The sequence below is a fragment of the Pseudoalteromonas sp. MQS005 genome (assembly GCF_001661605.1).
Lineage (GTDB): Bacteria > Pseudomonadota > Gammaproteobacteria > Enterobacterales > Alteromonadaceae > Pseudoalteromonas > Pseudoalteromonas tetraodonis.
This window is the reverse complement of record NZ_LYRQ01000013.1, coordinates 45,184-69,421: the sequence shown is the minus strand read 5'-3', so window position 1 is coordinate 69,421 and position 24,238 is coordinate 45,184. Positions and strand designations below refer to the sequence as shown.

The window sequence follows — 24,238 nt, the reverse complement described above, 5'->3', positions numbered from 1 at the left end:
GCGATTTATAAGGCCCTTGCAAAACATTCATTGTATGTTGCGCGTGGCTTGACTAAAATACAGCGCTTATTTATTACTACAGAGAAGCCCTATGTCATCTGCCGTTTACCTGCAAGCTGGTCGCGATAAATCATTAAAAAGAAAACACCCTTGGTTATTTTCTAAAGCCATCAAAAAAATTAAAGGTAAACCTGGATTAGGTGACACGGTAACCATACACGACAGTGAAGGTAAGTTTTTAGCCACCGCGGCTTACAGCCCGCATTCACAAATTCGCGCGCGTGTTTGGAGCTTTGATGAAAAAGAAGTCATAGATCAACATTTTTTCGAGCGTCGCCTACGTCGTGCTTTAGAAGCTCGCAGCCATGCGATTGAAGAAGGTGGACTGACCGGTTTTAGGCTTTGCGCCGCTGAATCCGATTATTTACCGGGTGTTACCATAGATAAATTTGATAACACCTTGGTTTGTCAGTTACTCAGTGCCGGTGCTGAGCGCCACAAAGGTGAAATTGTTGGCGCATTAATGGCTATTTTCCCAGGCTCAAATATTTATGAGCGCTCAGATGTAGATGTGCGCACTAAAGAAGGCTTGGAGCCAATTAAAGGAGTGCTTTGGGGTAATGAACCCACAGCGCCAGTTATCATTGAAGAAAATGGTTTAAAAATTGAAGTTGATATTCTTGAAGGCCATAAAACCGGCTTTTATTTAGATCAACGTGATAGCCGTGCTGCACTGGAGCGTTTTTCAAAAGATAAAACCGTATTAAATTGCTTTAGTTATACGGGAACGTTTTCTCTTTATGCCCTGCGTGGTGGCTGTAAGCATGTAACCAATGTCGATGTTTCACAACCAGCTCTTGATACAGCAAAGCGCAATGTTGAACATAACAACCTTGATTTAAATAAAGTCGACTTTGTAAAACAAGATGTATTTAAGTTATTGCGCCAATACCGTGAAGACGGCGTGATGTTTGATACGATTGTGATGGATCCGCCTAAATTTGCTGATAATAAAGCGCAGTTAACTGGGGCATGTCGGGGTTACAAAGATATTAATATGATTGCGATGCAAATATTAAAACCAGGCGGCACACTGCTTACTTTCTCATGCTCTGGTTTAATGGAACAAAATTTGTTTCAAAAAGTGGTTGCAGATGCAGCACTTGATGCAGGTAAAGATTTGCTGATCATGGAGCGCTTAAATCAAGCAGCTGACCACCCTATTGCGGGCAGCTACCCTGAAGGCTTTTATCTTAAAGGCCTTATTTGTAAGGTTTACTAAACACTAATTTTAGTTAAACTCAATAATTTCTAGCCCTGCGGTTATCGTGCCATCCTCTTCTGTGCTGGCACGTATCACCTTTGCAGTGGCTTTTAACGGTGCAATGCTTGGATGGGTTGATGCAATATCAACCGATAAAATTGAGTTAAGCTCTAATAAATCATCGAGCTGCAAGGAGAGCCCTGTTGCACTTAAGTCAAGGCAGGTGCCTGTGTAACTTAGTCCTGCGACGGGCTCAATCGAGGTTAACTTAGCGGGTGTGTTAACCTGCATACGTCTGTAGTTTCGCTTATCTTCAGTAAACATAATTCCCTCTACACAATATTATTAATTTTTTCTCGTAGTACGGCGATAGAAAAAGGTTTTACAACGTAAGCATCACACCCTGAGTCAAAGCCTGCTTGTTGCTCAAGCTCTGACTCAAGTCCTGATATCATCACCACCGGAATGTGTTTTGTCTCTGGCGTATGTTTAAGTATGCGACAGGTATCATAACCATCAAGCCCCGGCATACATACATCAAGCAAAATAATATCAGGCGGATTAGCAATGGCAGATGCTAAACAACTTTTACCAGAATCAGCATAGCTTAAATCAAATGTTGATGCTAACCCTGCTTTGAGTATTTCAAAATTGAAATACTCATCATCAACCACTAACAATTGTCGCGCTTGGTGTTTTAGTAATGAGGACATAGCAATGTCATTTCCTTCTCAAGTTAGTCCCTTAGGGTCTGTTGACCGTTCAAGGTTGAATTTGCAGTAGCCTGTTTGGTATTTAGGCAAGGCAGAGCCTATGTGGTGTGGTTTTTACTTAGCCCACTAGGTTACAAACCTCGCGCCGCAATTAAACTGCCCTTAGTTTGAACAAATTTTAATCCACAAAGGTCAACAGACCCTAGCTTAATAGCGAATAAAGGGATTATTCAATTTCTTTTATCGCATTTAACACACGTTTTGCTGAAATTGGATAAGGTGTACCTAAGGTTTGCGCAAATAAGGATACGCGTAATTCTTGCTGCATCCAAAAAATAGCCTCAACATCATCAGGCAATGGCATTCCTTTAGGGGTTTTATTCGTCAGTTTTTTATATTCTTGCGCCACTTTTTCAAGCTCTAGCACACATAATCTATCACGATTTGGGTCAACGGGTAGCTTTTCTAGTCGTTTTTGAATCGCTTTTAAGTAACGAATTAAATCGCCGAGCTTATCCGCCCCATGCTGGCTCACAAAACCTTTAAAAATAAGCGATTCTAACTGAGATTTAATATCGCCATGGGCAGTGATCATGGTTAAATCTACTCGCCCTTTCATTTTTTTATGCAGCGCATGAGCAATACTCAGTACTTGCTCTACTTGGGTTGCAATTGCTACTACGGTGTCGCCTAATTCGCCGCGAATATGCTCTTTAACCGTTTCAAATGCATCACTTGTACGAATATCACCATATTTAACTAATAGGCTATCAACACCCGATGCAATGCAGTCATCTATTAAATCGGCAATTTTACCAAAAGGATTAAAGTACAACCCTAGCTTAGCCTTGTTTGGTAAATTTTGCTGCAGGTATTTAATGGGTGATGGCACGTTTAATAACACTAAACGACGCAACCCCTGCTGGTGCGCTAATTGCGCTTTAATTTCGTTATCGAATAACTCCACTGCCGCCGTTGATTTTTTATCCACCAGCGCAGGGTACGCTTTAATTTCGTACTGACCTTGCTTTTTCACATAGGATGTTGGTAACTCTCCAAAATCCCACTGCGTTAAATCGGTTTTTTCTATGCCTTTGTCGGCGACTTTAGATAAGGTGTCGGTGACCTTGCCTTGTAGCTGCGCTTTAAGTTTAGCTAAATCGAGTCCACGTGCCAGTAGCTTGTCGTGTTCATCGCGCACTTCAAATTGTAGCCTTAAATGCGGAGCAAGCGCAGTTAAATCCCACGCCTCAGGGTCTACACGGACGCCGGTCATACGTAGTAATCGATTGCTTAGCGAGTCGATTAACGAGCCTTGTAATGGCTCTATAGCCGCTAACACCGCATCGGCATAATTGGGCGCAGGAACAAAGTTACGACGCAATGACTTTGGTAATGACTTAATTAACCCACAAATTAACTCATGACGAAATGCCGGTATATGCCAATCAAAGCCACTTTCTTGCACTTGGTTTAACAGTGCAACGGGTATTTGTACGGCAACGCCATCAACCGCTTGGCCTGGATCAAAGTGATAGGTAAGCGGCAGCATCAAATTATCTTGCTGCCAAGTATCAGGGTAGTCAAATTCGGTAATGCTGCTGGCGCCATGTTGCATGAGCTCTTCGCGCGTCATGTGCAGGTAGTGTTTGTCTTGTTGTTTTTGTGTTTTATACCATTTGATAAACGCAGCACGATTGTTAATATCGCTGGGTATTTTCTTCTCGTAAAACTCAAACAAGGTTTGCTCATCAACTAAAATATCGCGTCTACGAGACTTGTTCTCGAGCACTTGAATATCTTCAATTAATTCGCGGTTATACGCTAAAAATGCTTCATTTAATCCAAGTTCTTGTTCAACCAGCGCCGAGCGGATAAATAATTCGCGGCTTACTTTAGGATCAATCTTGCTATACACACACCGGCGTTTATTAACGATAAGCAGGCCGTAAAGTGTTTGTTGCTCAAAGGCAATGACTGCACCGGGCTTTTTCTCCCAGTGTGGCTCTGTATAGCTTCGTTTTACCAAATGTTGAGCAAACGGTTCTACCCAGTTCACATCAATTTTGGCATTAATACGGGCATAGAGTTTACTGGTTTCCACCAGCTCAGCCGACATCATCCACTTGGGGCTCTTTTTAAACAAGCCTGATCCCGGAAAAATATGAAATTGGCTATTACGTGCGCCTTTATACAGCTGCTTTTCGTCTTTAAAACCGATATGACTGAGCATGCCACTTAACAGTGCTTTGTGAATAAGCTCGCTATCTGCAACATTAGTGGTGGCTTTCATTTTCATTTCATTGCACACAGTGCTGATTTGATAAACAATGTCTTGCCATTCACGAATACGCATATACGCTAAAAAGTCTTTTTGACATAGCTTTCTAAACTGGCTATTGGTCAGCTCACTTTGCTGCTCTTCGAGGTAATTCCATAGGTTTAAAAAGGCGATAAAGTCAGAGTCTGGATCGTCAAAGCGACCGTGTTTTTCATTCGCTGCCTGGCGTTTTTCTTGTGGTCGTTCTCGTGGGTCTTGAATTGAGAGCGCAGCAACAATAATAATCACCTCACGCAATGCACCCAGCTTATGCGCAGTCAACACCATTTTTGCTAAACGCAGATCCACTGGCAAACGACTCAGCTCTCGACCAGATTGCGTTAAACTGGTTTTTTGATGGCGTTTAGCTTCTTTTACCGCTTGTAACTCTTCAAGCAGTGTTAAACCATCGTTAATGTTGCGGCTATCTGGGGCTTGCACAAAAGGAAATTGCGCCATATCACCCAACCCTAATGCCAGCATTTGTAAAATAACTGACGCTAAGTTAGTACGCAATATTTCAGGATCGGTAAATTCAGGACGTGATAAAAAATCGTCCTCTGAATACAAGCGAATACAAATACCCGCTTCAACACGTCCACAACGCCCCATTCGCTGATTAGCACTGGCTTGCGAAATAGGCTCTATGGGTAAACGTTGAACCTTTGTACGGTAACTGTAACGACTAATACGCGCCGTACCCGGGTCTATAACATAACGAATACCTGGCACCGTTAGCGATGTTTCAGCCACGTTGGTTGAGAGAATAATGTGGCGGCGCGAATGCGGCGCAAAAATACGATTTTGCTCAGCGTTCGATAGCCTTGAATACAAAGGTAATATATCGGTGTGTTTTAAATTGCGCTTACTTAGCGCATCGGCGGTATCGCGTATTTCTCGCTCACCGTTTAAGAAGATCAGAATATCACCGGGGCCTTCAGCGCAAAGTTCATCGACCGCATCAAAAATCCCCTGTAACTGGTCGCCTTCGGCTTCCATCTCTTCTTTTTGGATATCACTGATGGGGTTATAGCGTACATCCACAGGGAATGTCCGGCCTGATACTTCAATAATTGGCGCATCATCAAAGTGCTTAGAAAAACGTTCTGGATCAATGGTCGCTGAGGTAATAATAACTTTTAAGTCAGGACGTTTAGGAAGTAAATTTTTAAGGTAACCTAAAATAAAATCAATGTTTAAACTGCGCTCATGCGCTTCATCAATAATAATGGTGTCGTATTGATTCAAAAAACGGTCTTGTTGTATTTCAGCTAATAGAATACCGTCGGTCATCAGTTTTATATAACTGTTATTAGAAACCTGATCGCTAAAGCGAATTTTAAAACCCACTTGCTGACCAAGCTCGCATTGCATTTCTTCTGCTATACGATTGGCAACGCTACGTGCAGCTAAACGTCTAGGTTGAGTATGGCCTATATACCCATCAACCCCGCGGCCTAACTCTAAACACATTTTAGGAATTTGTGTGGTTTTACCTGAGCCGGTTTCACCAGCAATGATCACCACTTGATTATTAGCAATGGCTTCTTTAATGGTGTCTTTTTTTTGACTGACCGGTAATTGCTCAGGATAAGTAACGTTAGGTAGCCCAGCTAAACGCTGCTCGCGAAGCGATTGACTGCGACTGATATCAGCCGTAATTTTTTCAAGCGCACTGGTAAGTTTTGCCTCGTCGGTAATTTTTTTTACGCCATGAAGGCGCTTTTTAAAACTGAATTGATCTTTTTTTAAGCACGTTTTTAGCTCGCCAAACAACTGACCTAGGTTTACCACCTGCATACCTTATAAAAATTAGTCAAAGAGTCCCGATTGTAGCAAATTAAATGGCTGGGGTTAATCCTGTAAAGGACATAACAATCAGCGGATTATTATATAAACCTCCAGCCACTAAAGAAAAACGCTTATTCGTCGCTAAAAATACCTACATAAGTCGCTTGCGTATTCGATTTACTCGCACGGTACATGCCTGTGGTGTTAAACGGCAGGCTAATATTGCCTTTTGTATCAACAATAATAACACCGCCTGTGCCGCCAATCGGTTTAAGCACCCCATTTATTACTTCATCCCCGGCTTGAGCAATGGTTTTACCTTGATATTTTACTCGTGCGCAAATATCGCTTGCCACATTATAACGAATAAAATATTCGCCATGGCCGGTTGCCGATACTGCACACGAGGCGTTTTCTGCAAAGGTACCCGCGCCAATAACTGGTGCATCACCAATACGGCCAAAACGTTTTGCGGTCATTCCGCCAGTTGACGTACCCGCGGCTAAATTACCTTGTTTATCCAGTGCAACCGCACCCACAGTCCCCATTTTATAATTAGCGGGTAACGCCTTGTGCGCTGCTTGATAATCTTTATTGGTGCTTTTGCTCGCCTCTAGTTTTTCCTTTGCTTTTAATAAAGCTTCATAGCGATGCTTTGTATCAAATATATTATTCTCTACTAAGCTAACTCCTTGCTCTTTAGCAAACTCTTCTGCACCTTGGCCACTTAACATCACATGCACTGATTTTTCCATCACTAAACGGGCAAGTTTAATTGGACTTTCTATATGCTTAATGCCCGAAACCGCTCCAGCTTGGCGGTTACGACCATCCATAATAGAGGCATCTAACTCATGGCTACCATCATAGGTGTATACCGCGCCGCGTCCGGCGTTAAAATAAGGCGATTGCTCTAACACTTCAATGGCTGCTGTGACTGCATCAAGGCTTTCTCCGCCTTGTTCAAGTACCTTATACCCAGTCTCAACAGCTTGAGCTAATTTATCGCGGTAAGCTTGCTCTTGAGCAGGTGTAAATTTACTTTTTTCGATTGTGCCTGCCCCGCCATGAATCGCAATGGCAAACGGCGTGCTCGCACTCAATGCAGATGAGCTCACACTCATTAAACTACCGCAAAGCAGTCCTAGTAATAGTGATTTTTTCATTGTGCGTTCTTTTGTTAGTTAAGATTAAAACTAATGTGAATGGTTACGTGGGGTTTTTCAAGTGAACTGAGTTTAATGGCATAAAAAAAGCGCCCTGAGGCGCTTTTTGAATTCTGTTTAAAAATTACGCTTGTTGCGCTTTTAAACGTGCTAAACGTGCTACTTGGTGAGTAGACGTTAAGAAAGAATAGATAGGTGCTAAATAACCGCGTTTACGAAGCTCTAGAAAGTCTGCATCGCTTAGCTCATTTAGTTTTTTCTCATCGATAAGGTAAATACCGTTGATGTCTTTTTTCTCGCCTTTAATATCAACCGTTAGCGTTTGTGCTACTAGTAATTCTTTATCAGCAAGGAATTTAGTAAACGCATCAGTGACTTGTGAAAACTCAATGAACGATACTAACGCTTCTTTACGACGCTTAAGGTAATCAGTTTCTTCACCGTTTTCGAATAATGCATTACCCTCTTCTTCACCAACTAATGAGCTCGCTTCGTCAATTACAATACCAAATTGATCTTGCTCAGGGTGCTTTACTAAACCTAATGGGTAACGCGTTGTTGCCATAGGTGCAAATGCTGCTGTCCATTTGTCGCCATCAACAAATAAGTTTTCGCCAGGCTCTAGGCCAAACATAGCAACCGCTTGAAAAGTACCTGTTTCGTTATTTTTAACAAAAGACATTGGAAACTCATTGGCGATACGCGCAAACTCGTGTGCTACAACTGGCACTAAGTGTTGAGTTTTCATAAATTCGATATTGATGCCATTTTTAATTTTAGTGTTGGCATGTTTTTCGTTGTGTAAAGGCTGTACTTGTTGCTCCGCCATGTTACTGCTCCGTTATTTATTAATTTGATTTATTACTATTAGTGGCCTAAGGCTAATGGTTTTGGTGACAAAAAGGAAGTGAAAATTTTGTGTCATTTTGTACGTTATTAATTAACAAAAACATTATCGCTGATTATTTAGACAAATATATAAAAAACGTTACTTTTGCCAACGTTCACTGGTCTATTAGCCATTAAATACACTCGCTGATAGCTTTGACAGCGTTGTCAGAGGTGATATATTAATTTTACAGCGAGGTAAGATGTTTACACTTAAATATTCTCATCAAAAATTAGACCTTAAAAATGAAAAATTTAACCATAAATCCACAGTTAAAAATTGAAAAGTTGATGATCCCTGGCACACAGGTATACGCTTACGTTGTTGATGATTTTCTTTTAGATACAAGTAGTGTAATGAATTTTGCCCATAACATAGCTTACTTTAATCCTATGTTCTCAGATAATTCCTTTTATCCGGGGATCCGCGATAATATGCCACAACCGTACTTGAGGTTGCTGCACGCATTTTTTCAAAATGAAATACTGCCTAAAATAGAAAACAAAAACTACCACGAGTCTATTCTTCATAAAAGTTTGCTTTCATTAGTTTCATGTAAACCGGCTAATTTAATTGTCGATCAAAAAGTGCCCCATATCGATTCATGTGATGAAAGAGACTATGCGTTTGTGCATTATTTATCTGGTGAGGAACTCGGTGGCACCAGTATTTATAAATACATACCGCAAAACATTATTGAATTTAAAGAGCAACACAAACCACTATTGGCAGATATAGTTAACGATGTTAAAAATAACCCTGATGAACATCAAGGCTATTTAACGGGTACCACTAGCTTATTTGAGCAGGTATTTAAAATAGATGCTAAATTTAATCGCCTTGTTATTTACCAAGGTAACTTATTACACAGTGCAAATATTTACTCTGAGCAAAGCTGCTTAGCCGATGCTAAAAAAGGCCGTCTGTCGATAGCCTCTTTTGCAAGTGTAAGATAAGGGTTAGATTGACTGAAGCCCATACTGTTTAATTTTATTTAAAAGCGCTCTGTGATCAGGAAGCTTATTTATTAAATAATGATCAATCTCAGCTCTTTGTTTTAAACGCGCTAAACATTGTGCCTGTTCTTTATCGGGGCTGTTAAACGCCTTAGTATTGTAATTCATTCCATAAAGTACAAATAAGAAGTTCTCTAGATAAAACACTTCAAACTGACTAAAAAAATCATCTCTGACTGGGGTAAACTCTTTCCACAAATTAAGTTTTTCTTTTAATGACGTGGAAATAGTGTCTTGGTTTTTATTTGCTATCCAAAAAGCTGAATCAGTGCGGTCTGATATACAGTAGTGAAGTTTAATAAAATCAATCACCCGCTCCCATGCATACCCCATAGCATGATTAAAACGCTCTTCTAGTTGCTCTAGCTGCGTTGTTGATGATGGAAAGCGCAACGTTAAAAATTTAGCTGAAAAGTCAGTTAATAATATTGACGTTGCCTCTAATGGTTCTAAAAACCCTTGCGCTAAACCAAGGGCAACACAATTTTTATGCCAAAACTTTTTCCGGTAACCGACCCGCATTGGTATTTTTCTGTAGGTAAGATCTTGCTTACTGTCACCTAAATAACGGTCAAGTTTTTCATGTGCCTGTTCATCCGTCATATGGTTATCTGAATAAACAAAACCGACTCCACGCCTATTGGTGAGCGCAATATCCCAAATCCAGCCAGCTTGATGAGCGGTGGCAAGTGTGTAAGGAGGAATAGCATCATCGGCTTTGGTTGGTACTTGCACCACTAATGCGCTGTTAATTAATAAACTATCAGATACATCAACAAAAGGAATCTTTAACGCTTTACTCATAAGTAAAGATTCAAAGCCTGAGCAGTCAATATAAAAGTCAAACTCAAGCTCTTCATTGTTATCTGTAATAAGTGCAGCAATAGCGCCGTCATTGCCAAGCTTTACCTGTGTAACATGGGTGTGTATATGCTCTACAGAAAATTTTTCTTTTGCATTACAAGCGAGTAGTTGTGCAAACTTGCCTGCATTAAAATGATACGCGTAAGCCAACTCCCCTTCATATTGAGCATTAGTAATATTTTTAGGTGCTAAGCCTGCCTCACAAATAACATGCTGAGAAGATAAGCCCTGCGCATAACTTTGACTTTCCTCTTTGTTATTTAACCAATAAGAAGTTAAATGCTTGGCATCATAAGGGCTTGGCACATCAAATAAATGATGAAAAAAGTTGCCTTCGCCATGTTTTTTCTTATCCATCCAGTTAATAAACTTTATAGACTGCTTGAACGTTGCATCACATTGCCTAATAAATTCATCTTCACGAATACCAAAGCTTTTTAGGGTATTCCTAATATCGGGGACTGTGCCTTCACCGACACCAATTGGCGGTATATCTGGGGACTCTATTAAAGTAACAGATATACCTTTACGATTGAGCATCTCTTTGCCAATGTGGTTTGCAGCTAACCACCCTGCTGTTCCACCACCTACAATTGCAACTTTTTTTATATCCATAAATCACCAATAAAGTTTAACCTCGTAAAAAAGCCCAGCAATGCTGGGCCTAGGTTATTTTTACTCATTTAGCGTATTAAAAACGCATTGTTACACCAAGCTTGTAACGTGCTTCACCTTCAAAACTCCACACTGGAAAATCATTCAGTAAATCAGGGTTTGGTAATGAGGTAGATGCATCATTGTTACCCAGCTGAACGCTGTCTTCCTCTGTTAGGTTAATCCCTTCGAAAGTGACATCTAAGTAATCAGTTACAGAGTATGTTGCACTGAAATCTAGCTGTCCGTAGTCTTGATGCTCGCGGTTACCGTACCAACCTGGTGCTTCACGAATAATAAACTCTGAACGCCAGTTATATGCTAAACGGGCAGAGAAATCATCATTTTCATAAAAACCAACTACGTTATAGCTGTTTTTAGATGAATCAGAGAATACCCCAACACGGTCTGGGTAATTCTCTGCTGGTGCTTTCGCATCTGAATAGGTGTAGTTAAATGAATAACCAAAGCCGTTATCGAATGAATCTTGAATTTGGAACTCAATACCTTCGATTGAACCACCCGTACCATTTGTTGATGAGCTTACTGTCCAACAGTCATATTGCTGAGCACCACACGGTGGCTCGCCGGCATCTGGGTTAGTCGTATAAACTGGGATGTCGATACCAATTTGTTGGTTTGTTTGTTGTTGGGTAGAAATAAATGAGCTTACTTCTTTAGTGAAGTAAGTGACGCTTAACATAGCATCGTCATCAAAATACCATTCAACACCAATGTCTGCCTGGAACGCTTTAAATGGGCTTAAACCTACATTACCCGTATTTAACACTTCATTTAAAGGACGGTTATCTGTATAACCCGCTAGATTACGCGTTGCAAATAAATCTGCGTAATTAGGGCGAGAGATAACTTGTGCTGCTGAGGTACGTAAGATTAAGTCGTCAGCTAAATCCATAACCACGTTTAAGCTTGGTAAGAACTCACTGTAATCAGCTTTGTCTGTAGATAACGTCGAGTCGTAAACACCTTCATCACTTAAATCATAGTAATCTGACGAAATATCAGTTGATATGTAACGAACACCTAAATTACCGCGAATACCACCGGTGTCAAAATCAGCCATCGCATATAAAGCAAAATTTTCTTCTTCTATGGTGCCGTATGCTTGTGGACGTGCTGTATAACCTTCTGTCATTGCTAATGAATCAGCAATCATTAGATCCATATCGGGTTCAGGTATTACAAAACCACCACCGGCAGTCACGGTACCTGGGTAGTATTCATTAGCATTACGTACAGGTACTAAATCGGCATTCACATTGGCTGCATTACCATCTTGTACAACTTTGTGATCGGCATATCTTAAGCCCGTTTTAATTGCGGTAATAACACCAAGCTCAACAGGAATTTCAAAGTCTAAATTTAAGTAACTTTCTTCATCTGAATCAGGGTTGTATTCAGGCGCCCAAGTTTGTGGGCTGATGGTATCAGGTAAAATGCTAGCATCGTATGATTGATTAGCTAAATTAAATCTAGTCACGTCGCCAGTCATATCAATAGACCCATTTAAGTCGCTATTGTTATTTGCAAACATACCATAGTTTGCCGTTGTTACATCACTGTCTGCGCTTGTTTTACCTACACGACCTTTAAAGGTGAATAACTCTGAGTCATATTTCCAATCTAAGTCAATAGTATCAGACTTCATGCTTGCTTTACGCGCCCATGTTTGGAAAAAAGCCGTGCCATTGCCGTCGATATTACGCGAAACACAGTTACCTGAGGCGTTCGTTTGTTCACATGAACCATCACCTGGGAATATAATGATTTGCGAGTTAGCATTGTTAGCATCTAGCTCTAAACTTGTATAAGTTAGACCTAAAACTAGCGAGTCTGATGGCTGATATTGCATAGCTACGTTATACGCAGTTCGCTCACGAGCTTGCTGGAAGGTTGTGGGTGCCATACCGCCACTCCAACCACCTGACGATTCAATACCGTTACGTTGATAATCTACTTCTGATAATGAACCCGCAGCTAAGATACCAAATGTTTCACCATCATTTTTCCAGCTGTACAAGCCTGAAAGCTCAGGATCTGTCTCCTCAGATACTGTACCGTAATCAGCTTTAACACTAGCAAATACAGTGTTTGCATCTAAATCTAGCGGTTTACGAGTTTTAACAATTACAGTACCGCCGATACCACCTTCAACTAGATTAGCTTGAGATGATTTATAAACTTCTAAGCCACCTACTAATTCAGAAGGTAGTAATGAATAATTAAAGCTACGATCGACCGCTTGTTGATCGAACCAGCTAGTTGAGGCAACAGTATGACCGTCAAGTAATGTGCGTGTTAATTGTGCTGATGCACCACGGATAGATACTTGCTGACCCTGTCCAAATTGACGAGATACACTGACACCAGAAATACGACCAAGAGATTCACCTACATCGCCATCAGGAAACTTACCAACGTCTTCAGCTGTTACAACATCAACAACGGCATTTGAAAAACGCTTGCCGTTTAAGTTTTCTTTATTTGAAGCGCGAATACCCGTAACTTGGATTACTTCAACATCTTCTTGAACTTTAGTTTCATCGGCTGCGAATGCAGCACCAGTGAACCCGGCTCCCATTACTAAGCCGATATTTACTGCTAATAAGCTTTTTTTAAAATTTTTAGCTAACACAGGATTCCCCTTGAATCATTTTGTTGGTTTTTGTTTATCATTTTGCCTACCGCCATGACAGCGCTGTCATAGTAGTAACAAACCATACATGCAAAATTACAATTTTGCTACATTTTTCCGCTCTTTTTGTATGAAAAATAGCTAATTCAACATTAAGCAAATGATTTTAAAGAAATTAATTATTGCATGAAAAAGCCGAATTAAATTTGTTTAATTCGTTCACATTTCCAGCATGTACTTGAAGCATTTTTAAATTGATTTTGTTTAAAACGACGTGGTGAGTAGGAATTTTCAAACCGTAAAACATGCTTGTGAGTTAGTGTTTAATAAATTTAACCATTTGATTTTTTGGCTATAAGTAAAATTTATTCAGTATTTACAATCGGTGTAAAAGCCTATTTTATACTGCTAATTGTGGAGGCAATACTCAGCATTTCATCTTTATCTCTGCGCGGCTTTTTATAATTCAGCAAAGAGTAAAACAGATCAGCAATAAAAAAGGTCAGTAGCAAAAGCGACTGACCTTTCATTAAACCATCAATACAAAGAGGTTTAGCGCACATCTAATTTATATTAAAATTAGGGCGCCCAATACACTTCAATGTTGATCTCAGGGTGATTTAATACCGCACGTAACGGCATGTCATTCACATCGCCCCCCGCTAAAGCTTGTTTATAAACAGCCAACTTTTCATCGCCACTAATTAGCAATTTAACCACTTTAGATTGTGCAATCGCATTTAACGTTAAGCTCATGCGCTCAGTAATACTGCCTGTTACGTCACTTTGTATCGCGTTGATAGCGCACACAAGTTGGCTTGAATCTAAGCCGTTTTTCAGGCCTTGTGCATGTGGGAATAATGACGCGGTGTGGCCATCTGGGCCCATGCCTAAAATAGTCACATCAAAAGGACGTTTTAATGCTTGAAACTGCGCTTCACAGGCATCAACCCCTTGCTCTGCAGTGGCTGCTGTATTTTTCATGCTAATAAAATTAGCCGCTGCACCATGGTTTTGTAACAAAGTACGCTTGATAAATGCTTCATTACTCTTTTCATGACTTGCCTCAACCCAGCGCTCATCAACCATAGCAACATCAATGTTTGCCCAGTTTAAATCAAGGGTCGATAAATGTTTATAAGCCGGCTCAGGTGAAGAACCGCCTGAAACCATTAATACTGCACGGCCATCACGTTCAATGCCATCACGTAAAGCATACTCTAGTGACTGAGATAATTCATCAGTCAGCGCAGCTTTATCGTCAAAAAACTTTTCTACTATTGTTGCCATCACTTATGCCTTATCGCCAGTGTTAAACCAAACATGATTATTCTCTGCTAATAATTCATCTGCATCTTCAGGGCCCCAACTACCGGCTCTATACAGTGCTGGTTTACCTTTCTCTTGCCAACGTTCAATTATTGGATCAATCCATTTCCATGCTTGGCGTACTTCGTCGCGGTGAATAAATAATGATGGATTATTCGCTGCAGCATCAAGCATTAAACGTTTGTAAGCATCTGAGTGAAAGCCATTACTATATGCTTGCGACAGCTCAATGTTCATCGTTACAGGTTCAAGTTGCATGTCTAAATTATCTAAACGCTTCGACATCAGCGTTAATTGAATACTTTCTTGTGGTTGTAAACGGATCACTAAACGGTTTGGCTCGATATTACCTACGCTGTCCTCATACACGTTATGAGATACTTTTTTATATTCAACCACAATTTCAGCGCAGCGCTTTGCCATACGTTTACCGGTACGCAGGTAAAAAGGCACACCTGCCCAACGCCAATTATCAATGTGCGCACGAATAGCCACGAAGGTTTCAGTTTTACTTGCCCCTTCGTTTAGCTCTTCTAAGTAACCTGGGACTATTTTACCGTTTAAATCACCCGGTACGTATTGCCCACGAATAATATTGTCATCAACATCGCTGCCCTCTAATGGGCGTAATGCTTCTAATACTTTTAACTTTTCATTGCGAATACTATTGGCTTTAAGTTTATGCGGTGACTCCATTGCGACTAAGCAAAGTAGCTGTAACAAGTGGTTTTGCACCATGTCACGCAAAGCACCGGCTTTATCATAAAAACCAGCGCGGCTCTCAAGCCCTACCGTTTCTGATAAGCTAATTTGGATATTATCAATCGATTTAGCATCCCACATGTTTTCAAATAATGAATTTGAAAAACGCAATGCCATTAAGTTTTGAACGGTTTCTTTGCCTAGGTAGTGGTCAATACGGAAAATTTGATCTTCGTCGAAGTACTGTGCAATTTTCGCATTAATAACTTCTGCAGACTCGCCACAATAACCAATTGGTTTTTCTACAACAACACGTGAATTGGCTGTTATTAATTTTTTAGTGGATAGAATTTCACAACAAGTGCCATACACAGCTGGCGGAAGAGATAAGTAAAACACACGAGATTTATCGCTGTCGTCTTCATCAAGAATTTTTTTCAGCACATCCCAGTTATCATCCGCTTCGGTAACATTACTCACTACAGGCACTAAAAACGCTGAGAACGATTTCCAATCCTTAGCGTTATACTCGCCTTCGCTTAAAAATTCTTGTAATGCTTTGTGTGCGGTATCAATGTATTCATCACATTTACTTTGTTCGCGCACGGTAGGCAAAATACGTGAGCCTTGCGGTAAGTTACCTTCTTGATATGCTCGATACATTGCAGGAAGTAATTTGCGTAACGCAAGATCACCACCGCCCCCAAAAATTATAATATCAAAAGGATTAAGCATAGTTACTCTCTACGTTTATGCTACCTGCCACTACCGTATTGGTAATCAGTTATAGCGGTTTATTATCTGGATATGCAGGCCTTAGCACAAAGCCTACTAATGTTGTTCGTTATATGCGCCATAAAAATGGGTCTAGGGACACTGTAATTCCTCTCACAAAAATACAGGCCCTAGGACTCCAGCGCTACCCGTTCAAAGGTATTTGGTTACTTATTGTGTAATAAGTGAATGTGTTAGCGTACGGTGTTGTTTGTAGTACGCCATCAAGCCCTGTGTTGAGCTGTCGTGCTCATTAACCACGTTATCGTCGGTTAATTCAGCTTCAATTTTAGAGGCTAAACCTTTACCAAGCTCAACGCCCCACTGATCAAATGAACATATTTGTAAAAGAATACCGTGGCAAAAAATCTTATGTTCATACAGTGCAATTAAACGACCCACCGCTTTTGCATCAACCGTGTCTAATAATATAGACGTTGTTGGGCGGTTTCCTTGATGAATTTTATGCTTTAGTAGCATTTCAATTTGCGCAGGCGTTTTGCCTTTGGCTGCTAAATCAGCGGTTATCTGCTGCGCATCTACCCCGTTCATTAATGCTTCGGTTTGTGCAAAAAAGTTCGATAATAAAATATTGTGATGCTTATCAACGTTAACCTGTGGTTTTACAGAGCCAATAAAGTCCGCAGGGACAATTACATTGCCTTGGTGCAAACATTGATAAAACGCATGCTGGCCATTTATTCCCGTCATGCCCCAAATAATAGGCACGGTAGTGTAAGGTACGGTTTGCCCATCAAAAGTGACGTGCTTACCGTTACTTTCCATTTCACCCTGTTGTAAATACGCAGGCAACATATGTAATGCTTGGTCATAAGGTAAAATAGCTTGCGAATCAAATCCTAAAAAGCTGGTATTCCATACACTCAACAGCGCCATAATTAAAGGAATATTCTGCTCAAGCGGCGCCGACTTAAAGTGCTCGTCAACTTCAAACGCCCCTTCTAAAATAGCTTCAAATGCTTCAAAGCCGGCATAAAGTGCAATAGGTAAACCAATGGCACTCCAAAGTGAAAAACGACCCCCAACCCAATCCCACATGGTAAATACGTTTTCGTCACTAATACCAAATGCCGCGGTTTTTTCTAAATTGGTGCTTACTGCCACAAAATGCTTTGCTATGGCGCTTTTATCTTTGGCGCTATTTAAAAACCAATCAACCGCTGTTTTTGAGTTGGTCATGGTTTCTGAGGTAGTAAAGGTTTTTGACGAAATAACAAATAACGTTGTTTCAGGGTCAACTTTATTCAATACTGACGCAATTTGTACGCCATCAGCATTAGAAACATAATGAACGTTTAACGGCTTATCAACCACTGCTTTAAGTGCTTCAGTCGCTGTTTGAGGGCCTAGGTTTGAACCCCCTACTCCAATACTCACTACATCTTTCACCGCTTTACCGGTGTAACCTAACCACTGCCCGCTGCGTACTTTTTCAACAAAGGTTTTAATTTTAGCAAGTTCGCTATCGACCGCCTCAGTAATATTTTCACCGTCAACAATAAGCGGTGTATGGGCGCGATTTCTAAGTGCGGTATGCAATACGGCACGGTCTTCGGTGATATTTATTTTCTCACCGGCAAACATTTTTTCACGCCACGCTTCAATATCACACTCTTTAGCTAATGAGATTAATTGAGCGAAAACTTTCTCATCAATACGTTGTTTTGAATAATCAAACAATACACCAGGAATGTGAGTAGAAAATTGAGAAAAACGAGAATCGTCTTGTGCAAATAAAGTTTTCAGATGTGTTTGTGCCATCTTTTGTGCACTATTTTCTAGTGCTTGCCAACTTACTAACTCAGAACGGCTCGCCATGTAAACATCCCCTAATTTATTAATCTATTGATTTAAAGCGCTTTATTTAATTTTTTACGACGCAAAATAACCGAATTTTGTAAAAAGCAAAGCCCAATATTATAGCTTAAAAAGTCTAATTTGCGTTATTTTTATAAGCTTTGATGCAGATAATAGCGCAATTTTTTGCTTTTGACACCGGTATCATAAAATTAAAAATTGAATTTAACAACTGATCAGCCCTTCTCTTTAATGAAGATTTTATTAATTTCTAACTGATCCAAATTAAAGCGAGCAAAAAAAAGGCCGACAAATGTCGGCCTTTCCTCTAAATAAATAATTAACCGGTTAACGCTAAACCACCCGATAAGTTATAAACACTGCTGTAACCAAGCTCAGTCAAATTTGCTGCCGCAATTTTTGAACGGTTACCACTGCGACACACTAAAATATACTGGTTGTTTTTGTCCAATTGGCCTTGCGTAAGTGCATGAGCCATTCGACTTAAAGGAATATTTAAGGTTTTAGCTATGGGTACGTTTAGCAATGCGCTTAAATTATTAGCGCCGTGTTCATAAGGTTCTCGGGTATCAATTAAATACGCATTGCCCTCTACCAGTATTTCTTTTGCTTGGTTAAAACTTAATTGCGAAGTTTCTACAGCAGGCTTAGCATTAACATAACCACAGAGCGTGTTGGCTTGTGTGTGTTGTTGTAAATCTGCTTGCTGTTTTTGTGCGGCAAATTCAGCGTCATCAATATCACCTTTAATTAGCTTTTGTAACAATGGCGTTTGCTGCTGTTGAACAGCCCAGTTCATTGCAAAGCACTGTTGGTAATCATGCCCTGAACACACCACACTTTGCGGATTCAGCTCTGCTGCTAAAATCGTCAAAGAATGCGCCATTTTCATTGCATCCCCGCCATCAAGCGCGGTATTTCCAAGCCCTGCAGGTAAAATTAAATCACCGCAAAAGCAATACTGAACATCTCCATTATTCGCTTTTAATAAATAACTCACGCTATCTTGGCTATGCCCGGGTGTGGCTAGCTTTTCGAGTACGTGAGTGATTAATTGCAATTTGTCGCTATTAGTTGGCCAGCCTAATTTATCAAACTCTCCAGCGACTAAGTATTCTTTAAGTGCGCTGCGCATTAAATCAAGTGCGCAGTGACGTTCTTGATGCTCATGCGTATTTAAAATAGCGGTAATAGTTAAATTTTGCGTAGTTACTATTTTTTCAAAGCGAGGGATCAGTTCAATAATCGGATCGATAATAAATGCATGTTGATCATCTGTTACATACAACCAACTACATGCACCTTGGTGTCTAAATTGGGTAAGCCCTAAAGCACATACTTCTTGCAAAGGAAAACTGCTATCAGAAATCACTAAACAGTTAGCTTGTAATACCGTTTTAAGCGCTCTAATTTGTTCACATGCATCATCTATTTGCGCCATCGTAGCAGCAGGGCCAAATGATAAACGAATAGCGTTTTCACTTTGCCACTGTGAGGCTCCCATCGCATCAAGCACAAAGCTCTGCGTAGCTCCCGTGCTGCATGCAGAGCCACCGCTGACCCTAATACCTGCAGCGTCAAACAAATCAATAACTTCTTTACTAGTTAAATCGTTAACCGCAAAATTAAGCGTTGTGGGCACAGAGCAGGCAAAGTCATGATTAAAGGTAATACTTCCAAAAGTATCAACTAAGGCGCTATGCAGTTTATCCCGATACAAGTTAAGTACATCTATTGATTTAAAAGTCTCGTCTTGTTTATCTAGCAGCAAACTAAACAGCTTATTGAGCCCAGCTATACCGGGGAGATTTTCTGTACCAGAGCGCATGCCACTTTCTTGGCCGCCACCGGCTATAAAAGGCGTGTATGGGCTGCCTTGACGAATATACAATAAACCTATGCCTTTAGGTGCATAAAGTTTATGCCCTGAAAAAGGCGCATAATCAATCGTTGTTTCACTTAGGTTGAGCTGTTGTTTGCCAAGCGCTTGTACACAATCAACCATCCAAGTGACTTGGCTATTACGACTACGAATCACCTTTTCTATGGCGCTTAAATCTTGGTAAACACCGGTTTCATTATTAACGGCCATCGTGCAAATCATCAAAGCGTCATCAATATGCTGAGCAATAAAGTCTAAATCTAAAATACCATCACGATTAACCGGAATAGCAATAATGTCAGCGTTAATCTCAAGCACTGTATTCCAATGCTTTAGCGTATTAGGCACCGCTTTATGTTCGGTTGCCCCATACAATAAAACGGGATTTGGCTTTGTATGGTGTTTTGCATTAATGAGCGTCGATACGATGGCGGTTTGAATCCCCTCAGTGGCACCCGAGGTGAATAAAATATCACCTTGCTGCGCGCCAATGACGGTACGGGCTTTTTGCCTAGTTTGTTCTAATAAGTGTTTAGCTTGAATACCGGTTATATGAGGACTTGAGGGATTACCAAAACAAATTTGCATAGCATGGCACACCACCTCTGCAATACATGGCAATACAGGTGTGGTCGCATTTGCATCGAGATAAACTTGAGCTTTGGGTTCATCTGGCAATAAAAACTCTGACATTAAAAACGCACCTTATTACTAAAAAATATATCTTATTCCCAATAGTACATAGTTTTGACAGGAATGAGTAATAATCTTTCGTAATTAAAGTGCGTTTACTATACCTTTTAGTTACCGAGCTCTTGCGCGAGTTCTTCGTGTTTGGATGACCAGGCATTAATAAGTGCTTTGACTAATGATGCTAATGGAATGGCAAAAAACACTCCCCAAAAACCCCATAGCCCACCAAAAAATAGCACCGCAACAATAATAAATACCGGATTTAAATCAACCGCTTCAGAGAACAATAAAGGCACCAATACGTTGCCATCGAGCGCTTGAATAATGCCGTATATAATTAAAACGGTCCAAAATTGAGTTTCTAAACCAAACTGAAACAGCGCTACTGCGGCCACTGGTATAGTTACTAACGCTGCGCCCACAAATGGAATAAGCACCGAAAAGCCTACGAGAACGCCTAAAAGCGCGGCGTACCGTAAGTCCAGTATGGTAAAAGCAATAAACGACACAGAACCAACAATTAAAATTTCAAATACTTTGCCACGAATATAATTCATGATTTGCTGATTCATTTCATGCCACACTTGTAAAATTAAGCGGCGTTGGCGTGGGATCATTTTAGCAATGCTGGCACTGAGCTCTACTTTATCTTTGAGCATAAAAAACACCAGTAGCGGTACCAAAATAAGGTAAATTAACCATGCTACAGCGTCTTTTAATGAATTAAGCGACGCAGATAATACCACTTGGCCAAAGTCGAGTACTTTGGTTTCAACGGTTACTACAATTGACTGTACTTGCTCTGCGCTAATAAGGCTGGGGTATTTATCAGGCAGATCGAGTAAAAACGATTTACCTTGTTCGACCATATGCGGTGTTTCTTGGACTAAGTTACTGCTTTGCTGCCAAAGCACAGGGCCTATAAACAATATTAAAGTGAGCATAATGCCAATAAATATCAGCATTACTATGCTGGTGGCAGTAAAACGCTTAAGGCCAAACCGTTCTAAGTGAACCACAGGCCAATCTAATAAATAAGCTATGATCAGTGCCACTAACACAGGCACAATTAATGGGCCAAAAAAATACAACATGGCAACCAGTGCCAACAATAAAAAAAGTAAAGTGACTGAATCGGGATCAGAAAACTTTTTTTCATACCATGCTTTTACATATTCAAACACGTAACGGCTCCACTAATAACAACCCCTGTTGTTTATTTAACTTGTAATAATACGCTTTTTTTTGCAAATATCGTTCAATATCATCAGTGTTTTGTTCTTGTGAGATATTAAAGGTAATTGCTTGTTTTAACGATATTGCATCACGCAGCCCTAATTTAAACTGAATAAATTGCTGTGGGCATTTATAAGTGCGTAAATTTAGCTCTAGCATACTCGTTTCGCTACCTATTCACATTAATAATAAGTCCTATAACAGGGTCAATTGAGATTAACCGCAGTTAAATTTAACTTTTCCTTAAAACAACCTCTGCAATGGTTTATCCTTATAGCATCGTTAGCTATCAGGATACGTTAATGCCTAATTCGCATAATAAAGCGCAATTGCCTAGCAATCCAACTCTCAAAGAAATTAATTGGTTTAAAAAGCAAATTAATTGGGGGGAGCTGCCGCATTTTTATCATTTAGTGGCTTCGTCGGTAAGTGAATGTGAAAGTATTTTAGATCACGGATTTGATAATGCCATCAAGCGTATTATCGACAAACGCAATTGGAATTTAGAAGCGCTGGGAATAGACCCCAACGAACTTTATGAAAAAGAAAGCAATAACAAACCACGAATTTCACTGCATCAAGTGTTTACCGAGCGTGGTTTTGAATTACAAGCCTTCCCTTTTTCTAATGATACCGCCATCGATAGGTACGCACGACATGATGAGACAATGGAGTTTAGGTTATGGGATCCATTGACGATGAAAACCGTTATTCGCATTAATCAGTTACATAAATTCATTGGCTTTTACTTAGACCAAGGCGATGAGGCAGATAAAGCGCTTATATTACATTCTCACAAAGTGGTTCATAAAATTATTGCTTTTTTACAAACTCAATTGAACATTGTTAAGGTTGATGGGGTCACAATAAAGGCGTTTTATCAACTATGTGAAAAGGACAGCCGTTTATACACAGATGATCCTTCAAGTGCTAGTGCCCCTGATAAAAAATAAACAAGGAATATAATGCAGCTAAAATCAGCCTTTATCACTTTATGCAGTGCAGCGCTTACGTTTAGCCTACTGATAAGTGAGCCGTTAAAGGCACAAACCAATCTTCAACTGCCCGACTTAGGCACTTCAGCCTTACAAGCATTGCCAATTGAAAAAGAAAAAGCGATTGGTGAAGTGATGATGATGCAGATCAGAGGCTCATCGCCTTTGATTAACGATCCGGTGCTTGATGAATACCTAACAACCTTAGGTAGAAAGTTAGTTGCTAACGCCAATGATGTGCGTTTTGGGTTTTCATTCTTTTGGTTAAATAATCCCGAAATCAATGCATTTGCATTTTATGGCGGCCATGTTGGTGTACACACCGGATTAATAGCCCAAGCCGATAACGAGAGTCAATTTGCATCGGTTCTTGGCCATGAAATTGCACACGTTACACAGCGCCACTTAGCAAGGCGCATTCAGCAGCAACAAGATAATAGCGGGCTTACCATTGCAGGCATGATTGCTGGTATTTTAGCCGCGGTTGTAGCCCCTGATGCCGGTATGGCTATTATTTCAGCCAGCCAAACACAATCAGCTTTCAGTCAGCTGACACATAGCCGTTCTGCAGAGCAAGAAGCAGACAGAATGGGCATGCAAACCCTCAACAACGCAGGGTTTGATGCCAGAGCATCAAGTGAATTTTTAACTAAACTTGCCGCACAAATTCGTTATAAATATAAACCACCGGCGTTTTTACTCACTCACCCTCTTCCTGAAAGTCGTGTGTCAGATGTTCGCCTTCGCGCCGAGCAATACCCTAAACGCCAGGTAAGCTCGAGCCTTGATTTTGACTTAGCAAAAAGCCGAGTCCTGGCGCGTTACGATAACAAACCCGAAAACGCAGAAGCCTTATTTAGAAAGTTAATGCGCGAAAACACCTATAACAACGTAGCATTACAGTACGGCTTAGCTATTAGTTTGCTTGATCAAAAAAAGACGGATGAAGCACAGCCTATACTTGATAAGTTACTAGCAGACGATCCTAAAAACTTATTTTATATTGATACCAAAACAGATTTACTCATTGCACAAAAAAAAGCCGCAGAGGCTGTTAGTTACTTAAGCGAGCTAAATAATTATCGGCCAAATAACCAAGTGATCACCTTAAATTACGCCAACGCGGCACTAGAGGCTGAGCAATATGAGTTAGCTGAAAATATATTAAAGTCGTTTTTACTGGAAAAACCCGATCACAGTTTAGGCAAACAGCTTTTAACTGACGCCTACAAAAAACAAGAAAAATTGGCGGCCTACCATGAAGCCAATGCCGATGTATTATCTCAGTATGGTGCGTATTTAAAAGCGGCCGATGAAATACAAAAAGCGCTTAATTTTGTAGAGCCAAGTGAAAATGTTAAGCAACAGCGCTTAAAAGCGTTACTCACACAGTATCGGTTATTGCAAAAAGAGCTTGCGAGGCTTTAAGTCTTTAGTGAGTTCACCTAAAATAGC

At 40.4% G+C, this 24,238-nt stretch carries 17 protein-coding genes; 4 read left to right on the top strand and 13 right to left on the bottom strand.

Features of this window, described 5'->3' with window-relative positions; genetic code table 11:
- Positions 1-91: 91 nt before the first annotated feature.
- Positions 92-1,282: a class I SAM-dependent methyltransferase gene (locus A9479_RS06775; protein ID WP_013465236.1), complete on the top strand. Its 1,191-nt coding sequence runs from the start codon at positions 92-94 to the stop codon at positions 1,280-1,282.
- 9 nt (positions 1,283-1,291) lie between these two features.
- Here the strand turns inward: A9479_RS06775 and A9479_RS06770 are convergent, their stop codons facing one another.
- The 5 genes from A9479_RS06770 to A9479_RS06750 form a co-directional block, all read right to left on the bottom strand.
- Positions 1,292-1,588, bottom strand: a complete 297-nt coding sequence (locus A9479_RS06770; protein WP_013465237.1) for a PilZ domain-containing protein — start codon at positions 1,586-1,588, stop codon at positions 1,292-1,294.
- Positions 1,589-1,596: 8 nt separating this feature from the next.
- Complete coding sequence (locus A9479_RS06765) at positions 1,597-1,977, bottom strand: two-component system response regulator (RefSeq protein ID WP_013465238.1); 381 nt, start codon at positions 1,975-1,977, stop codon at positions 1,597-1,599.
- A 226-nt stretch (positions 1,978-2,203) separates the two neighbouring features.
- Positions 2,204-6,091 (bottom strand): ATP-dependent RNA helicase HrpA, encoded by a 3,888-nt coding sequence (gene hrpA, locus A9479_RS06760; protein WP_197487242.1) that lies wholly within the window; start codon positions 6,089-6,091, stop codon positions 2,204-2,206.
- Between the two features lie 128 nt (positions 6,092-6,219).
- Positions 6,220-7,254, bottom strand: coding sequence for an isoaspartyl peptidase/L-asparaginase family protein (locus A9479_RS06755; protein ID WP_013465240.1), 1,035 nt, complete (start codon positions 7,252-7,254; stop codon positions 6,220-6,222).
- A gap of 124 nt (positions 7,255-7,378) precedes the next feature.
- Positions 7,379-8,083 (bottom strand): SapC family protein, encoded by a 705-nt coding sequence (locus A9479_RS06750; protein WP_013465241.1) that lies wholly within the window; start codon positions 8,081-8,083, stop codon positions 7,379-7,381.
- A 305-nt stretch (positions 8,084-8,388) separates the two neighbouring features.
- Here A9479_RS06750 and A9479_RS06745 point away from each other — a divergent pair, with 305 nt between their 5' ends.
- The gene (locus A9479_RS06745; RefSeq protein ID WP_064662997.1) at positions 8,389-9,099 is read left to right on the top strand and encodes a DUF6445 family protein; all 711 of its coding nucleotides are present in this window, start codon (positions 8,389-8,391) and stop codon (positions 9,097-9,099) included.
- Positions 9,100-9,102: 3 nt separating this feature from the next.
- Here the strand turns inward: A9479_RS06745 and A9479_RS06740 are convergent, their stop codons facing one another.
- The 8 genes from A9479_RS06740 to A9479_RS06700 form a co-directional block, all read right to left on the bottom strand.
- A complete protein-coding gene (locus A9479_RS06740) occupies positions 9,103-10,638 on the bottom strand; it encodes a tryptophan halogenase family protein (protein WP_064662996.1) in 1,536 nt (511 codons plus the stop codon).
- A gap of 76 nt (positions 10,639-10,714) precedes the next feature.
- The gene (locus A9479_RS06735) at positions 10,715-13,333 is read right to left on the bottom strand and encodes a TonB-dependent receptor (protein ID WP_033104402.1); all 2,619 of its coding nucleotides are present in this window, start codon (positions 13,331-13,333) and stop codon (positions 10,715-10,717) included.
- Positions 13,334-13,912: 579 nt separating this feature from the next.
- Positions 13,913-14,623, bottom strand: a complete 711-nt coding sequence (gene pgl / locus A9479_RS06730) for a 6-phosphogluconolactonase (RefSeq protein WP_064662995.1) — start codon at positions 14,621-14,623, stop codon at positions 13,913-13,915.
- Between the two features lie 3 nt (positions 14,624-14,626).
- On the bottom strand, positions 14,627-16,099 hold the full coding sequence (gene zwf / locus A9479_RS06725; protein WP_013465247.1) for a glucose-6-phosphate dehydrogenase: 1,473 nt from the start codon (positions 16,097-16,099) through the stop codon (positions 14,627-14,629).
- A 210-nt stretch (positions 16,100-16,309) separates the two neighbouring features.
- Complete coding sequence (pgi, locus tag A9479_RS06715) at positions 16,310-17,977, bottom strand: glucose-6-phosphate isomerase (RefSeq protein ID WP_064662993.1); 1,668 nt, start codon at positions 17,975-17,977, stop codon at positions 16,310-16,312.
- Between the two features lie 319 nt (positions 17,978-18,296).
- The gene (locus A9479_RS06710; protein ID WP_064662992.1) at positions 18,297-20,552 is read right to left on the bottom strand and encodes an aminotransferase class V-fold PLP-dependent enzyme; all 2,256 of its coding nucleotides are present in this window, start codon (positions 20,550-20,552) and stop codon (positions 18,297-18,299) included.
- 107 nt (positions 20,553-20,659) lie between these two features.
- Positions 20,660-21,736 (bottom strand): AI-2E family transporter, encoded by a 1,077-nt coding sequence (locus A9479_RS06705; protein WP_064662991.1) that lies wholly within the window; start codon positions 21,734-21,736, stop codon positions 20,660-20,662.
- A complete protein-coding gene (locus A9479_RS06700; protein WP_033104406.1) occupies positions 21,729-21,947 on the bottom strand; it encodes a hypothetical protein in 219 nt (72 codons plus the stop codon). Before A9479_RS06700 ends, A9479_RS06705 begins: the two co-directional genes overlap by 8 nt.
- A 143-nt stretch (positions 21,948-22,090) precedes the next feature.
- Here A9479_RS06700 and A9479_RS06695 point away from each other — a divergent pair, with 143 nt between their 5' ends.
- Positions 22,091-22,741 (top strand): hypothetical protein, encoded by a 651-nt coding sequence (locus tag A9479_RS06695; protein ID WP_013465252.1) that lies wholly within the window; start codon positions 22,091-22,093, stop codon positions 22,739-22,741.
- Positions 22,742-22,753: 12 nt separating this feature from the next.
- Positions 22,754-24,211 carry a M48 family metalloprotease gene (locus A9479_RS06690; protein WP_013465253.1) on the top strand — a complete coding sequence of 486 codons (1,458 nt, stop codon included), beginning with the start codon at positions 22,754-22,756 and terminating at the stop codon, positions 24,209-24,211.
- The last annotated feature ends 27 nt before the right edge of the window (positions 24,212-24,238 follow it).

Excerpts from the sequence above, each read along its gene's own strand:
- A9479_RS06775 (WP_013465236.1), top strand. The coding sequence starts at position 92 with ATGTCATCTGCCGTTTACCTGCAAGCTGGTCGCGATAAATCATTAAAA.
- A9479_RS06770 (WP_013465237.1), bottom strand. The coding sequence starts at position 1,588 with ATGTTTACTGAAGATAAGCGAAACTACAGACGTATGCAGGTTAACACA.
- A9479_RS06765 (WP_013465238.1), bottom strand. The coding sequence starts at position 1,977 with ATGTCCTCATTACTAAAACACCAAGCGCGACAATTGTTAGTGGTTGAT.
- A9479_RS06755 (WP_013465240.1), bottom strand. The coding sequence starts at position 7,254 with ATGAAAAAATCACTATTACTAGGACTGCTTTGCGGTAGTTTAATGAGT.
- A9479_RS06750 (WP_013465241.1), bottom strand. The coding sequence starts at position 8,083 with ATGGCGGAGCAACAAGTACAGCCTTTACACAACGAAAAACATGCCAAC.
- A9479_RS06745 (WP_064662997.1), top strand. The coding sequence starts at position 8,389 with ATGAAAAATTTAACCATAAATCCACAGTTAAAAATTGAAAAGTTGATG.
- A9479_RS06740 (WP_064662996.1), bottom strand. The coding sequence starts at position 10,638 with ATGGATATAAAAAAAGTTGCAATTGTAGGTGGTGGAACAGCAGGGTGG.
- pgl (WP_064662995.1), bottom strand. The coding sequence starts at position 14,623 with ATGGCAACAATAGTAGAAAAGTTTTTTGACGATAAAGCTGCGCTGACT.
- zwf (WP_013465247.1), bottom strand. The coding sequence starts at position 16,099 with ATGCTTAATCCTTTTGATATTATAATTTTTGGGGGCGGTGGTGATCTT.
- pgi (WP_064662993.1), bottom strand. The coding sequence starts at position 17,977 with ATGGCGAGCCGTTCTGAGTTAGTAAGTTGGCAAGCACTAGAAAATAGT.
- A9479_RS06710 (WP_064662992.1), bottom strand. The coding sequence starts at position 20,552 with ATGTCAGAGTTTTTATTGCCAGATGAACCCAAAGCTCAAGTTTATCTC.
- A9479_RS06700 (WP_033104406.1), bottom strand. The coding sequence starts at position 21,947 with ATGCTAGAGCTAAATTTACGCACTTATAAATGCCCACAGCAATTTATT.
- A9479_RS06695 (WP_013465252.1), top strand. The coding sequence starts at position 22,091 with ATGCCTAATTCGCATAATAAAGCGCAATTGCCTAGCAATCCAACTCTC.
- A9479_RS06690 (WP_013465253.1), top strand. The coding sequence starts at position 22,754 with ATGCAGCTAAAATCAGCCTTTATCACTTTATGCAGTGCAGCGCTTACG.